General features: G+C 71.3%; 18 protein-coding genes and 1 tRNA gene. 9 read left to right on the top strand and 10 right to left on the bottom strand.

The window, feature by feature from the left end:
• Positions 1-12: 12 nt before the first annotated feature.
• Both ACN263_RS07440 and ACN263_RS07445 read right to left on the bottom strand, forming a co-directional pair.
• A complete protein-coding gene (locus tag ACN263_RS07440; protein WP_422740628.1) occupies positions 13-1,692 on the bottom strand; it encodes a tetratricopeptide repeat protein in 1,680 nt (559 codons plus the stop codon).
• A 117-nt stretch (positions 1,693-1,809) separates the two neighbouring features.
• On the bottom strand, positions 1,810-2,271 hold the full coding sequence (locus tag ACN263_RS07445; protein WP_422740629.1) for a MarR family winged helix-turn-helix transcriptional regulator: 462 nt from the start codon (positions 2,269-2,271) through the stop codon (positions 1,810-1,812).
• Between the two features lie 49 nt (positions 2,272-2,320).
• Between ACN263_RS07445 and ACN263_RS07450 the strand changes: the two genes are divergently transcribed.
• Both ACN263_RS07450 and ACN263_RS07455 read left to right on the top strand, forming a co-directional pair.
• The gene (locus ACN263_RS07450) at positions 2,321-2,842 is read left to right on the top strand and encodes a VOC family protein (protein ID WP_422739071.1); all 522 of its coding nucleotides are present in this window, start codon (positions 2,321-2,323) and stop codon (positions 2,840-2,842) included.
• Positions 2,843-2,866: 24 nt separating this feature from the next.
• Positions 2,867-3,760: a hypothetical protein gene (locus tag ACN263_RS07455; protein WP_422739072.1), complete on the top strand. Its 894-nt coding sequence runs from the start codon at positions 2,867-2,869 to the stop codon at positions 3,758-3,760.
• Positions 3,761-3,908: 148 nt separating this feature from the next.
• Here the strand turns inward: ACN263_RS07455 and ACN263_RS07460 are convergent, their stop codons facing one another.
• The gene (locus ACN263_RS07460; protein ID WP_088990736.1) at positions 3,909-4,088 is read right to left on the bottom strand and encodes a DUF4236 domain-containing protein; all 180 of its coding nucleotides are present in this window, start codon (positions 4,086-4,088) and stop codon (positions 3,909-3,911) included.
• A 308-nt stretch (positions 4,089-4,396) separates the two neighbouring features.
• Between ACN263_RS07460 and ACN263_RS07465 the strand changes: the two genes are divergently transcribed.
• Positions 4,397-4,957: a flavin reductase family protein gene (locus ACN263_RS07465; protein ID WP_422739073.1), complete on the top strand. Its 561-nt coding sequence runs from the start codon at positions 4,397-4,399 to the stop codon at positions 4,955-4,957.
• A gap of 4 nt (positions 4,958-4,961) precedes the next feature.
• On the opposite strand, the gene ACN263_RS07470 is transcribed toward ACN263_RS07465, so the two are convergent.
• Positions 4,962-5,417, bottom strand: coding sequence for an RrF2 family transcriptional regulator (locus ACN263_RS07470; protein ID WP_030333674.1), 456 nt, complete (start codon positions 5,415-5,417; stop codon positions 4,962-4,964).
• A 7-nt stretch (positions 5,418-5,424) separates the two neighbouring features.
• Positions 5,425-6,375 carry a helix-turn-helix domain-containing protein gene (locus ACN263_RS07475; protein WP_422739074.1) on the bottom strand — a complete coding sequence of 317 codons (951 nt, stop codon included), beginning with the start codon at positions 6,373-6,375 and terminating at the stop codon, positions 5,425-5,427.
• A gap of 192 nt (positions 6,376-6,567) precedes the next feature.
• On the opposite strand from ACN263_RS07475, the gene ACN263_RS07480 reads away from it, so the two are divergent.
• Positions 6,568-7,344 (top strand): glucose 1-dehydrogenase, encoded by a 777-nt coding sequence (locus tag ACN263_RS07480; RefSeq protein WP_422739075.1) that lies wholly within the window; start codon positions 6,568-6,570, stop codon positions 7,342-7,344.
• A 97-nt stretch (positions 7,345-7,441) separates the two neighbouring features.
• Here the strand turns inward: ACN263_RS07480 and ACN263_RS07485 are convergent, their stop codons facing one another.
• The gene (locus tag ACN263_RS07485) at positions 7,442-7,873 is read right to left on the bottom strand and encodes an SsgA family sporulation/cell division regulator (protein WP_007457244.1); all 432 of its coding nucleotides are present in this window, start codon (positions 7,871-7,873) and stop codon (positions 7,442-7,444) included.
• Positions 7,874-8,167: 294 nt separating this feature from the next.
• Here ACN263_RS07485 and ACN263_RS07490 point away from each other — a divergent pair, with 294 nt between their 5' ends.
• Both ACN263_RS07490 and ACN263_RS07495 read left to right on the top strand, forming a co-directional pair.
• Positions 8,168-8,725, top strand: a complete 558-nt coding sequence (locus ACN263_RS07490) for a TIGR02611 family protein (protein ID WP_422739076.1) — start codon at positions 8,168-8,170, stop codon at positions 8,723-8,725.
• A gap of 50 nt (positions 8,726-8,775) precedes the next feature.
• Positions 8,776-8,847, top strand: a tRNA-Val gene (locus ACN263_RS07495).
• A 152-nt stretch (positions 8,848-8,999) separates the two neighbouring features.
• Here the strand turns inward: ACN263_RS07495 and ACN263_RS07500 are convergent.
• The 3 genes from ACN263_RS07500 to ACN263_RS07510 form a co-directional block, all read right to left on the bottom strand.
• Positions 9,000-9,185, bottom strand: a complete 186-nt coding sequence (locus ACN263_RS07500) for a hypothetical protein (RefSeq protein ID WP_422739078.1) — start codon at positions 9,183-9,185, stop codon at positions 9,000-9,002.
• Between the two features lie 57 nt (positions 9,186-9,242).
• Positions 9,243-9,614 (bottom strand): hypothetical protein, encoded by a 372-nt coding sequence (locus ACN263_RS07505; RefSeq protein ID WP_422739079.1) that lies wholly within the window; start codon positions 9,612-9,614, stop codon positions 9,243-9,245.
• 260 nt (positions 9,615-9,874) lie between these two features.
• Complete coding sequence (locus tag ACN263_RS07510) at positions 9,875-10,327, bottom strand: VOC family protein (RefSeq protein WP_422739080.1); 453 nt, start codon at positions 10,325-10,327, stop codon at positions 9,875-9,877.
• Between the two features lie 80 nt (positions 10,328-10,407).
• Here ACN263_RS07510 and ACN263_RS07515 point away from each other — a divergent pair, with 80 nt between their 5' ends.
• From ACN263_RS07515 to ACN263_RS07525, 3 genes are all read left to right on the top strand, one after another.
• The gene (locus ACN263_RS07515; RefSeq protein WP_422739081.1) at positions 10,408-10,800 is read left to right on the top strand and encodes a nuclear transport factor 2 family protein; all 393 of its coding nucleotides are present in this window, start codon (positions 10,408-10,410) and stop codon (positions 10,798-10,800) included.
• Positions 10,801-10,843: 43 nt separating this feature from the next.
• Complete coding sequence (locus tag ACN263_RS07520; protein WP_422739082.1) at positions 10,844-11,017, top strand: hypothetical protein; 174 nt, start codon at positions 10,844-10,846, stop codon at positions 11,015-11,017.
• A gap of 153 nt (positions 11,018-11,170) precedes the next feature.
• Complete coding sequence (locus tag ACN263_RS07525; protein WP_422739083.1) at positions 11,171-11,794, top strand: DUF6518 family protein; 624 nt, start codon at positions 11,171-11,173, stop codon at positions 11,792-11,794.
• Positions 11,795-11,877: 83 nt separating this feature from the next.
• Here ACN263_RS07525 and ACN263_RS07530 read toward each other — a convergent pair whose 3' ends face one another.
• Complete coding sequence (locus ACN263_RS07530; protein WP_422739084.1) at positions 11,878-12,216, bottom strand: hypothetical protein; 339 nt, start codon at positions 12,214-12,216, stop codon at positions 11,878-11,880.
• Positions 12,217-12,392: the final 176 nt, after the last annotated feature.

A 12,392-nucleotide genomic window follows, 5' to 3' on the forward strand; every position in this document is an offset into this window, starting at 1 on the left:
GCACGGCCGACGTCAGCGGCGGCGGGTGCAGACCTGGTCGGCGCTCGCCACGGTGTCGGTGGACCAGACGACGGCGACGGTGAAGCAGTAGTCGTTGGTGCGGTTCAGCGCGTACACGATGTAGCTGTCGGTGCCGGCGGGCAGCGTGGCGATGGCGGTCTTCTCCTGCCCGGCGCGGCCGGCGGAGACGACCACCGGTCCCTCGCCGCCGGCCGGGTACGTCCAGCGCAGGGCGATGTTGTCCCGGTTGTCGCGCAGCGACACGGTGCCGGGCGGGGTGCCCGGTGCGGCTGCCGGCGGGGCCGTGCCGGCGGCCGGGGTGCCGGCGGTCGGCGGTGCGGTCGTGCCACTCGGGTCGGCGCTCGGTGCGGGCCCGGACTTCGGGTCGTCGCCGTCGCCGACGCGTGCCACGCCGGCGATCACCGCCGCCGTGCCCAGCAACACCACCACCACGCCGGCCACCAGCACCGGCACCAGCTTGTTGCGGGCCGGCGTCGGCGCCCGGTGCACGGGCACCGGCAGCAGCCGCGACGGCGTGTACGGCGTCAGCGGCGCGGACGGTCGGTCCGGTTCGGACGACGCGCCGGGGCGGTACAGCCGGTACACGCCGGACGACTCCTCGGTGCCGCCGGTGAACCCGGCGACCGACGGGGGCACCGGCGCGGTGGTGGGGTGCGGGACGGGCTCGTCCGCCGGGTCCGGCGGCCAGCGGAAGTCCGGTTCGTCGGCCGGCGGCCAGCGGACCTCCGACGCACCCGCCGCGTCGTCGGCGGGCGGCCAGCGGACGTCCGGTTCGTCGGCGTCGTCGGTCGGCGGCCAGCGGAAGTCCGGGGAGCCGTCCGGCTCGTCGGCCGGTACCCGTGGATTCGGCACCGCGCCGCCGCCGGCGACCCCGGTGCCGGCCAGGCCCTCGTCGGTACGGCCGGCGGGACCGGCCGGCTCCGGGTCCGCCGGGGCCGGCGGGTGGTAGGCGGCCCTGAGCGGCGGGTCGGGCTGCGGTGGGGTACGCGCGGCCGGCACCACCGGGGCGTCCCGGACGGCGGACGCGTCGTCGTCGGCGCAGACGTGGTCGGGGTTGGCCGCCGCCCGGGCCAGCGCCGCCACCTGGAGGGCGAGGGGGTCGTCGGCGCTCAGATGCTGCCGGCACAGCTCACGGGCCAGCGCGAGGTTGTCGTGCGCCTCGGCGAACTGCCCGCAGTCACGTTGCATGGAGCCGAGCCGGGCCAGCATCTTGATGCCGCTGGGGTGGCCGTCGCCGTACACCTCGCGGTGCAGCTCCCAGGCGTCCTGGAGGCGGTCGCGGGCCACCGTGCACTGGCCGCGGGCGTACTCGACGGTGGCCAGGTCGGCGTGGGCGGCCAGCACCCGCAACGACTCCGGGCCGTCCTGCGCGGTCAGCTCGATGATCACGTCCTGGTAGAGCCGGGCGGCCCGGGAGTGGCTGCCCACCCGGTGCAGCACGGCGGCCAGGGTCGCGGCGGCGGCCACCGTGCGGGGGTCGGAGCGACCGTGCAACCGGGTGGTGGCCGCGTACGCGAAGGCGGCCCAGCCGCGGGCGGAGTGCGGCTCGCCGAGGGCCACGAGCACCCGCGCCTGCAGGCTGGCTGCCTCGGCCAACTCCGGCGTGGCGTTGGCCGGGCGGGGGTCGGCGTCGGTGAGCGCGTCGGAGAGCAGCCGTTGCGCACCCGCCATGTCGCCAGCGGACACGAGGTGGTGCGCCTGGTCAGTCAACTCGTCGAAGCCGGAGGACACGCCCCATCGTGCTCATCCGACGACGGTAAGTACAAGACCCGCGCCGGTGTCGATCGGTCAGGATCTGCTCAGGTGCTCGGCCAACGTCTCGCTGATCCGGCGTAACTGGTCGACCTGGGCAGGGCTCAACGCGTCGAACAGGTGCCGGCGTACCCCTTCGACGTGGCCGGGCGCGGCGGCGGCGAGGGTGGCGAAACCGTCGTCGGTGAGCACCGCGATCTGCCCGCGCCGGTCGGTGGGGCAGTCCTCGCGGCGCACCCAGCCGGCCTGCTCGAGGCGGGCCACCGCGTGCGAGAGCCGGCTGCGCGACGACCCGGCGGCGTCGGCCAGTTCGCTCATCCGCAGTTGTCGGCCCGGAGCCTCGGAGAGCCGGACCAGGATCTCGTAGTAGGCGTGCGGCATGCCGGCATCGCGTTGCAGCTCGCGGTCGAGCGTGTCCATCAGCGCCCGGGAGGAGGCGAGGAACGCGCGCCAGGTGCGCTGCTCGTCGGGGTTCAACCAGCGGGTCATGACGACCATCATACTCCCGATGGTTGAACGCTCAACAAATTGACGCTACGGTGGGGTCATGGGTATTCATCGGCTCAACCACGCGGTTCTCTACGTCAGTGACCTCACCCGCAGCGTCGCCTTCTACCGCGACGTGCTGGGCTTCACCCCGGTCGAGATGACCCCGGACGGCTTCCGGGGCGCGACCTTCCTCCAGGCCCCCGACTCCACCAACGACCACGACCTCGGCCTGTTCGAGGTCGGCGCGGCCGCCGGGCGCTCGACCGCCGGCCGGACCACCGTCGGGCTCTACCACCTGGCGTGGGAGGTCGACACGCTCGACGAGCTGGCGGCCACGGCCCAGCGGCTCGCCGCCGCCGACGCCCTGGTCGGCACGTCCGACCACGGCACCACCAAGAGCCTCTACGGCAGGGACCCGGACGGTCTGGAGTTCGAGGTGGTGTGGCTGGTCCCGGCCGACCTGCTCGACGACACCGCGCTGGCGGCCCGCAAGCAGATCTCGCGGCTCGACCTGAACGCCGAACGGCAGCGCTACGGCGGGCAGACGCGCGGCGGTGTGGGGATCTCCGTCCCGGCCTGAACGGCCATAGGGTAGAACGGACCGGTGCCAACCGACCGGACCGCCGACTTCCTCCGCGAGCTGCTGGTCCGCCACCTGGCGACCTGGCTGCCCGCCGCCCTGCACCGCTCCCGGCGGGTGACCGTCGCGCTGGCCTGGGCCGGCGCGGACGGGGGTGGCGCGGAGGCGGCGCTGCGGGCGGTCGCCGGTCACGCCGCACAGGTACGCGGTCGGCAGGTGACCATCCTCGTGCTGGCGGACGAGGACGCCGACCTGCCGGCCCGGCTGGGCCCGGTCGAGGCGGAGTTACCTCCCGAGGTGACCGTGCACCTGCTTCCCGGCGGTCCGGCCCGGCTGCCGGTCGCGCTGAAGGCGGCCTCGGCGGCCGGGGCGCCGTCGTTCTGTTTCCTCGAGCTGTCCGGCCCGGCGCACGCCGAGGTGCTCCGGGCCTGCGCCAACGGCCGCAACGGCGAAGTGCTGCTGCACGCCGCCACCAGCGCCCGCTCGGCCCTCGGCCTGGCCGGCTTCCCCCTGGTCGCCGAGGTGACGCCGGTGCTGCCGGCGGACGGGGGAGCGGTCGGCGTGGTCGCGTTCGGGAGCCGGTCGGACCGGAGTCTGGAGGCGGTCCGGGACGCGCTCTGGGCGGTCGGCGGAGATCTCGGGGTGCGTTACCGCGACCCCGCCGACCCGGCGGGCCCACCCGTCGACGTGGCCGGTGAGCCGGACCGGGAACCGCTGGCCCGCGAGTTGCTGGCCGAGCTGCGCCGAGGTGGGCCGCGCCCGGTCACCGAGCTGCGGCGGCACACCGTCACCGCCACCGTCTACCGCGCCACCGACGCCAACCAGGCCCTGATGACCCTGCTAAACGAGGGCAAAGCAACCCGCGAACGCGAGTCCGGCCGCCTAGCCGGCGACGAGCTCATCACCCCGACCCCCTGACACCCCCGCGATCTTGCACTTTCTGCGGCGACACAAGGGACATTCCCGCGCGTAACGACAACCGAAAGTGCAAGATCGACGCGGTATGGGGGCAGACGCCGAGCGGGGCGCCGGTGCATCACCGGCGCCCCGCTCGACTCCCGGGTCGTTACGACCGGGCCTTGTCCTGCTTCCAGGACAGTGGCCCCGGCAGGTCGACGCGGTGTGCGCGGGCCTTCGAGTTCCAGGACCAGCGGCCGATCTTGATGCTCCACGAGGAGAAGCCGTTCTCGGTGAAGTTCAGGATGATCGGACCGTACTTCTTGCGCTTGCGAAACATGAGGCCCATCGGAGCTCTCCCCTCGTCACCGTTCCCTGCCGTGTCGAGATCGAACATTCCCGAACGGGCGAATTCCGAAACCCCCTCGTCGTCCCCGGTGGACGGTGTGCCGCCACGACGCGCAAACCCCTATCCATCAGGTAGGTGTTGCGCTGCGATAAACGCAGCTAGAGCGGCTCCGTAACATCGTCAGCGATGCAAGTCTCATCTTTTGGAAGACCGTTGACCGGTCGCTTGCGCCGTCGGCAGCATGGGTTCATGTTGCCGCCGGACGAGAACCTCCTCATCGCTCACGCCGCGCCGGCCCGGGTGCCGGCATGACCACCGTGGAGCGACCGGCGACGGACGCCACCGCGCTGCGACCCGTGGACCGGGACCTGTTCCGCGCGCTGCTGCGCCGGCAGGCCACCAGCGTCACGGTGGTGACCGCGGTGGCCCGGTCCACCGGCCGGGCCCGACCGGGCGCGATCGGCCAACCGGTCCGGGCCGGCTTCACCGCCACCTCGTTCACCTCCGTCTCTCTCGATCCGCCGCTCGTCTCGTTCTGCCTCGGCACGGCGTCGTCGAGCTGGCCGGTGCTGGCCCGCGCCGAACACGTCGCGGTCCACCTGCTGGCCGCCGGGCAGCGGGAGGCGGCCACGGTCTTCGCCACCAGCGGCATCGACCGGTTCGCCGCCTACCCGGACTGGACGACCGGCCCGTTCGGGGTGCCACTGTTGACCGGAGTGCTGGGCCGGCTGCTCTGCCGGGTGGTGCATCGCATCCCGGTCGGCGACCACACCCTGGTGATCGCCGAACCGCTCGCCCTGGGCGACGGCGACGACGGTCCGCCGCTGGTGCACCACCGGGGCGGCTACACCACCCCGGCCCGGACGTGAGGCGTCAGCGCGGCTCCCACGCGTCCGGCAGCGCGGTGAGCTTGCGGACGTGCGCGGGCAGCCGACCGCTGACGATCTCGGCGAGGCTCACCTCGTCGACCACCCGCCGCACGGCGGCCCGCACCGCCACCCACAGGCCGGGCAGATTTTCCGCCGAGCCCTCGTAGCGGGTCTCCTCCGGGCGTAGGCCGCGTACGCCCGCGAGCGGACCCTCCACCGCGCGCAGCACCGCGCCGACGGTCACCTCGCGCGGCGGCCGGGCCAGGGTGTAACCGCCCTCGGCACCCCGCTGGGCGCGGACGATCCCGGCCCGGCGCAGATCCGCCAGGACCGCCTCCAGGAATTTGCGCGGCATGTCCTGCTCCGCGGCGATGGCCTGGGTGGACAGCAGCGAGGGGTACGCGGTCGCGAGGCTCAGCGCCGCCCGTACCGCGTAGTCGCCGCGCGCGGAGATCTGCACCCCGTCATCATGCCCGTCCGCTCGGGCCGCCCGGGCCACCGGGTTCAGCGGTGGCGCGGAACCGTCCGCCGTTGGCGCCGGTCGGCTCGACCGGTGGTCGGGGCCGGACCACCCGACCGGCGGCCGGCTGGTCGCGGGCGGCCCGGAACGCGCCCGGGCTGACCCCGGTCTCCCGGGTGAAGAACCGGCCGAAGTTGGTCGGCTCGGAGAAGCCGAGCCCACGGCCGATCTGCGCGATCGGCTCGTCGCTCGCGGCGAGCAGCCGGGCGGCCTGCAACGCCACCCGCTCGTCGATGACCTGCTTGGCGCTGCGGCCGGTGACGGCCAGGCAGGCCCGGGTCAGGGTACGCACCGAGCACCCGAGCGCGGCGGCGTAGTCCTCGACCCGCCGGGACACCTGGTAGCCGTGCTCCACCTCCCGGCAGAACCGCTGGAACGTCTCGGCCTCGTTCCGCTGCCCGGGTCGGTTCGCGTCGGGCAGCGCCAACCGCAGCAGCAGCACGGCGAGCTGGTGCCGCAGCAGCGCGCGGCCGGCCGGACCGTCCCCGTGCCGGTGGCAGTCGACGGCCAGCTGGCTCACCTCGTTGATCACCGCGTCCTCGTCCTCGCCGGCCAACTGCCGCCAGGTCGGCGCCGCGTCCTCGTCGACGGCCAGGCCGTCCAGGGCGTCGGGGGTCCAGCCGACCACCGTGGCGTCGAACCGGGGGCCGGCGCAGCGCAGCACCTGACCGGCGTGCACCCGCAGCAGCGTGCCGGGCCGGCACGGCAGCAGGTGGAAGTCCAGCTCGGCGTCGCCGTGGCCGCGAGTGGTGAGGATCAACAGCTCCCGTTCGACGAGCACCGGCCGCCGCCAGCCGGGGTCACCGGCCAGGTCGGCCAGCGCGAACGTGGAGATCTCGTCGGGTACGGGTGATGCCGTTCCGATCGATGGCGCGGGGGAGGGATCGGTGGAGACCATCGCCTGCGACGGTAGCCCGAACCGCAGGTCACCGCATCCCGACCTGGCTACGCGATGACGCCGAGGCTTGTCGCGGTCCGCACGACCGGGCTACGTTACCCGGCGGTAGCGCCGGCCGGCCCCCGGTCCGCCCGGCACCCCGTCGGCCGTCCCCCGGACCGGCGGACCACGCCAACTCGCGATGGGATTCCAATGACGGAGCTGTTCTCGGTCGAAGGCAAGACGGTCCTGGTCACCGGCGGGTCGCGGGGGATCGGACTGATGATCGCCCAGGGCTTCGTCCGGGCCGGCGCCCGCGTGATCATCTCGTCCCGCAAGGCGGACGTCTGCGAGAAGGTCGCCGCGGAACTCTCCACCGAGGGTCGGTGCGAGGCCATCCCCGCCGACCTGAGCGCCGACGACGGCGCGAACGCCCTCGCCGCCGCCGTGCGTGAGCGCGTCGACCACCTCGACGTGCTGGTCAACAACGCCGGCGCCACCTGGGGCGCGCCCTTGGAGAGCTACCCGGAGGCCGCGTTCGACAAGCTCTGGGCGGTCAACGTCAAGGCCGTCTTCCGGCTCACCACCGCGCTGCTGCCGGCGCTGCGCGCCGCCGCCAGCGCCGACGACCCGGCCCGCGTGATCAACATCGGGTCCATCGACGGCATCCGGGTGCCGTTCATGGAGGTGTACGCGTACTCGGCCACCAAGGCCGCCGTGCACATGCTCACCCGCAGCCTCGCCCACCAGCTCGCCGGTGAGCAGATCACCGTCAACGCGATCGCGCCCGGCCCGTTCGAGAGCAAGATGATGGCGTTCGCCCTCGACGACCCGGCCAGCCGCGCCGCCATCGAGCAGCAGGTGCCGCTGGGTCGCATCGGCCGCCCCGAGGACATGGCCGGCACCGCCATCTACCTGTCGTCGCGGGCCGGCGCGTACCTCACCGGCGCGGTCATCCCCGTCGACGGCGGCATCACCACGCACGGCTGAGCACCGGCCAACCCGGGTCGGGCTGTGGTCGTACCCCCTGGGTGTGCCGGGGCCGCGCGGACTCGGCAGATCCGCGCGGCCCCGGGTTGCTCTCTGCTCAGCGGCCGGCGAGCAGCCGGTTCACCGCCGTGTCGACGTCCAGGTGCTCGGCCTCGCGGCCGCGCGGGACGACGACGTACGTCCGTCGAAGGAATCGCACCAGGACGCTGCGCGGCACCTCGAAGAGGGCGTTGCCGTCCGGTGACGAGAGGGCCAGCGCGACGAAGTCGCCGCGCGGGGTGGCCCAGGGCCAGACCCGTACGTCCCCGATGCCGGCCGGCTCGTCCAGGCCGGTGACCAGCAGTTCGCGGGCGAACGACCAGCTCACCGCCTCACCACCGGCCGATTCGGCGTGGAACAGGACATGGACCGCATACGGGTCAGCAGGGTCGTAACGCAGACTGGCACGCACCGGCAAGGCGGTGGCGTCAGGCGCGACGAGCCTTAGCGACGTCTCGACCTCTACGGTCGTCGGTCGGATGACACTCATGGACGTTCTCCCCCCGGCACCGCTGCGGAACGCGCGTGTCCCGCTTTTCCCATACTCAGGTGCTACTCCTGGCTACGCTCCGCCATACGCTGACTTCACCCAGTGGTGGGAAGGGGGACGGAAGCGCCTCGTGAATGTGAACATTCATGTAGGATTTCCGGTTCTGCCCAGTGCGTGATTCCGCCCGGCGTCGGGTGGCTCAGTCGTCGACTTACTCCGGTAACGTCCAGTCGGCCGTTGCAGTGACGGGCCCGAGCGACACTGGGGGGTGAAATGGTCACGAACCGATCCTCAGTGGATCCGGTGACCGCGCCCGGCCCGCCGAACGTCGCGGTCCGAGCAGCCGAAAAGCGGGGGTACGACGTGCCGATGGAGCAACCCGAGCGACCCGGACGGTCGACGCCCGACGCGGGCCGCCACGGTGGCGTCCTCGTCGTCGGCGAACCACCGCGTCGCCCGCACTGGCGGCAGCGGATCTCGACCACCCTCGACCTGATCCGCGCCAACCCCACCGGCCGGATCGCCCTCAAGATCTTCATCGCGATCGCCGGTGCGCTTGTGGTCACCATCGGCATCGCGCTCATCCCACTGCCCGGGCCCGGCTGGCTGCTCGTCATCGCCGGCCTCGGCATCTGGGCCGTCGAATTCCACTGGGCCCGCCGACTGCTCGGCTTCACCCGCCGACACGTCCACGGCTGGACACGCTGGGTGAGACAACAGTCACTGCCACTGCGCTTCGTCCTCGGCGCCGTCGGCCTGGTCTTCGTCGGCGCGGTGGTCTGGCTCTCCCTCAAGCTCAGCCTCGGCATCGACGTGGTGGCCGAGGCGAGGCAGTACCTCGCGGCGCGCTGACCCCGGATTTTTGGTCTGGTTCCACGATCGGGTAGAGTCAACGGCGCTGAGGGCGATTAGCTCAGTGGGAGAGCGCTTCGTTCACACCGAAGAGGTCGCTGGTTCGATACCAGCATCGCCCACTCTCAGTTGCGCAGGTCAAAGGCCGCTTCCCGGATTCGGGAGGTGGCCTTTCCGCTGTCGTAGAGCAGCTGAGTACCGCAGTTCCGTCACTGGCCGAGAGAGTCACCGAGGCGTGGGGTGCGGCTCTGGTCGCCTCGTTGAATACCTGCGTCTAGATCTCCATCGTCACGGCGAAGCGGGCGTGCCTTCGCGCAAGGCGACTGCGGCGGTGCTTGCCGTCCTTGGTGGAGCGCGGCTCGCCGATGGCGATCTTCATCTTGACCTTGGAAATCCCGAAGTTGAGCAGGACGGCGACCGCGGCGGGGGAGTGGCAGCGCGGGGTGAGGTCTCGGCTCATGCGGCCACCTCCAGCCACGCCTCGTGGGCCATTTCTTCCCGGTCGACGGGTCTGCTGTTATGGCAGGGGTCGTTGCGTCCGTCGGGTTGGCAGATGGGTTACCGCCGCGTGTGTCATGACGCCGAGCCAGCCTCCGGCGAGAAGGCCGATCACGGCCCCCCAGTCCGCCCCGACACCAGACCGGAGCAGCGTGTCGATCCCGAATCCGGCCAGCACCCCTGCGATTGCGCCGGCGCCGAGAGCCCACCATCGATGCCGTACTCCCTCGACGTGCACGTGGAGGTAGGGCGACACAGTCAGCAGGAGCACGATGACCGGCGGGTTCGAAGGCTCCAGCAGTACCAGGAGCGTACCGATAATCGCCCCGGCGATGAGACACGCCAAGCCGAGACCAAACGCGTAATTCAGGTCGACCGGCGCGTAGCTCATGTTCGGCTGACGTCGCCAGATCCGCCTCCAACTCCCGGTCAATGTGCGCCCGGGTGCCAGGCCGACACTTGACGCGACCCGGCTGATCGATGGAGAAACATCGCTGGGGTGCGTCGTCTCGTCTGGAGCGGAAGACGGCTCCGATGTCGCCATGGAGTCAATCCTTGCCCACCACGGTTCGCCGTGGGAAGGCCACCGGTAGTGGCCGGGGCCCCAGGGTGACGCAGGTGCGAGGGGTGTGCCCGTTGTAGAGCACCCGATCAACGTGGGAACGGGCCGAGAGGTGACGTGTCGCCCACGGACCAGTGGTGACCGAACGGGTCCACGAATCCACCTTGGCGGTGTGTTCCCCAGGGCACGCGGTGATCCTCGATGGTCGCTCCGGCGACTGCGCCGGCCGCGACGGCGCGCTCGATGAAGGTGTCGGGGTCATCGATGAACACCTCGATGCGGGTGCTCGTGATTCCTACTCGGTCGGGGCTGGTCTCGGTAGGGTTCTCGGGATTGACCTGGTGGAGGAGGAAGGGAGCGCCGCCGATCTCGAGGCCGGCCACGCCACCAAGGTTCCACAGCTCCGTCGCGCCAAGTGCCGTCCGGTACCAGGCGACTGCGGCGTCCGCGTCGGGGACGATCACCATCACAGAGATCACTGGCGATGCAGCGGCCACCCTGTCGCTGGATGGGGCGGAACGATCTTCCGGTTCCTCGGTCATGCCCACAGCATGCCGGACATCGCCAGCAGCATCTTCCACCTACAACGGTTCGAGTGCCGGGCTGCCCGTACGCTGGGGTGGTGATCGACTTTCGGGTGGCGGTTGAAGTGGGCGACCTCGATGCCGTTGCGGCGACCCTGGCCGACGATGTGGTGTTCTGCAGCCCGGTGGCGTTCAAGCCCTATGTGGGCAAGGCGATCACGGCGGCGATCCTGCGGGGTGTGTTGCGGGTGTTCGAGGACTTCCGGTACGTCCGCGAGTTGAGCGGCGAGGGCGGTCGCGATCACGCGCTGGTGTTCCAGGCGCGAATAGGTGACGTCACTGTCGAGGGCTGTGACTTCCTGCATCTGAACGCCAGCGGCTTGATTGATGAGTTCACGGTCATGGTTCGTCCGCTGTCTGCCGCGCAGGCCCTGGCCGCCGCGATGGCCGCTGAATTCGCGCAGATCCAGCGCGAGGCGATCACTGGCTAGCGCCCGACGAGCGGCAGTGCGAAAGACGACGGATACTCGCCTGATGACTGGACCGGATCTCGACCCCGAAGAGTACCCGCCCATCGACCCGGGTGAGCCGGTGCCCGACGACCCGGGCGTCCTTCTGCCTGACACGCCGGACGAACTGCCGGAAGCCCCGATCGAACCGTCGCCGGACGATGGAGGCAACGCCGGCGGCGTGCGCGAGCCGGCATAGCTCCGTCTGCGCAGCGTGGCGGCTGACCGTGCGCCTGCACCGCCCACGAGCCGGTTTCCGGGAGCGGCCTACGCCTTTTGGCTGGTTGGCGAGCCCACGATTCTGTCCCGAGCCCGATGGCAGGTCCCTGCGGGCTTCCTACGCTTCCTCATTATGTCGATCACCCGACGGGTCTCCGTCATCGCACCGGTCGCGGGTCTGCTGCTCGGATTCCTCGACTTCGTCTGGATCAAATTTGTGCCGGCGCCGTTCGGTGACCTCGGCAATTCGATCGCGGTCTGGGCGGTGGCAGCGTACCTGCTCGCGTTCTTTCTCCGACGGCCGGCGGGCCGGGCCATCGCCGCAGCGGTGGTCATGCTGCTCATCGCCGTGCCCAGCTACTACATCGCCGCAGCGCTGATCCAGCACGACGACTGGTCCAACGCCTGGGACGTCAACGCGGGACAGTGGATGGTGTTGGGGGCGGTCGCTGGAATCGTGTTCGGATTCGGGGGTGTGGTGGCTCGCCGACCCGGGCGATTCCGGCGGCCGGCCCTCGGGTTGACGGCGGCGGTCCTGCTCGCCGAAGCGATCCTGCAGGTGGCGAGGATCGGCCAGCCAAGCTACGACACCGCAGACCTCGTCCAGTACGTACTCGTCCTGGTTGTCCTGGCTGTCCTGAGTCCCCTGGCCGTGGCGCGGACCTGGCCGGACCGGGCACTCGCCCTGGCGTATGCGGTGCCGATGTCCGGCGTCGGTTACCTCCTCATGACCGCCACCGCTTTCGGGTCGAAGTAGGGGTACGACCTCGACGGGTCTCCTTCGCATCGGGTCCTGCGCGACGCGGAGCAGCGGGTGCGGAGTGGCTGACCGAAGCCGAGTCAGGCGCCGGTCTGCCGTTCCAGTTGCCGACGAGCATTCCGCCACAGGCGCTCGAACTCTCCGGGGGAGATGTTTTCCAACCCGGGTTCCACCGCGGTGGCGACGGGTAGCGGGAACGGAGCCTCCGGTACCACCCCGTACCGCTGTTCGTACGCGCCTACCGCGCCCACGGTCCCTGAGTCGCGAGCGATGAGCACCTCTGCGAGCGACGCCGCCGCGACGAAGACCCCGTCTGATGCGCGCACCTCAACGTGGCGTAGCGCCCACCCATCGGCGTCCAGTTCCGCATAGTTCCAGCGGTCGCCGTCCGACCAGTACCAGCGGACGTAGGTGAGCATGTGGCGATTGTCGCCCGAGCGCGAAGCGGCGATCGTTCGACCCGCTTTTGGAGGTCTCCGGCCGTTACGCCAGCCGAAGAGGTCGGTGTTGGGGGCTCGGGCAGGATCGAGCGCCCCCCGCGCATCTCGCTGATCTTGTATGTTTCGCCCTGACGATCACAGACGTGAGTGGAAGG

Origin of the sequence: Micromonospora sp. WMMD729, from assembly GCF_049315225.1 — a bacterium.
Classification (GTDB): Bacteria; Actinomycetota; Actinomycetes; order Mycobacteriales; family Micromonosporaceae; genus Micromonospora.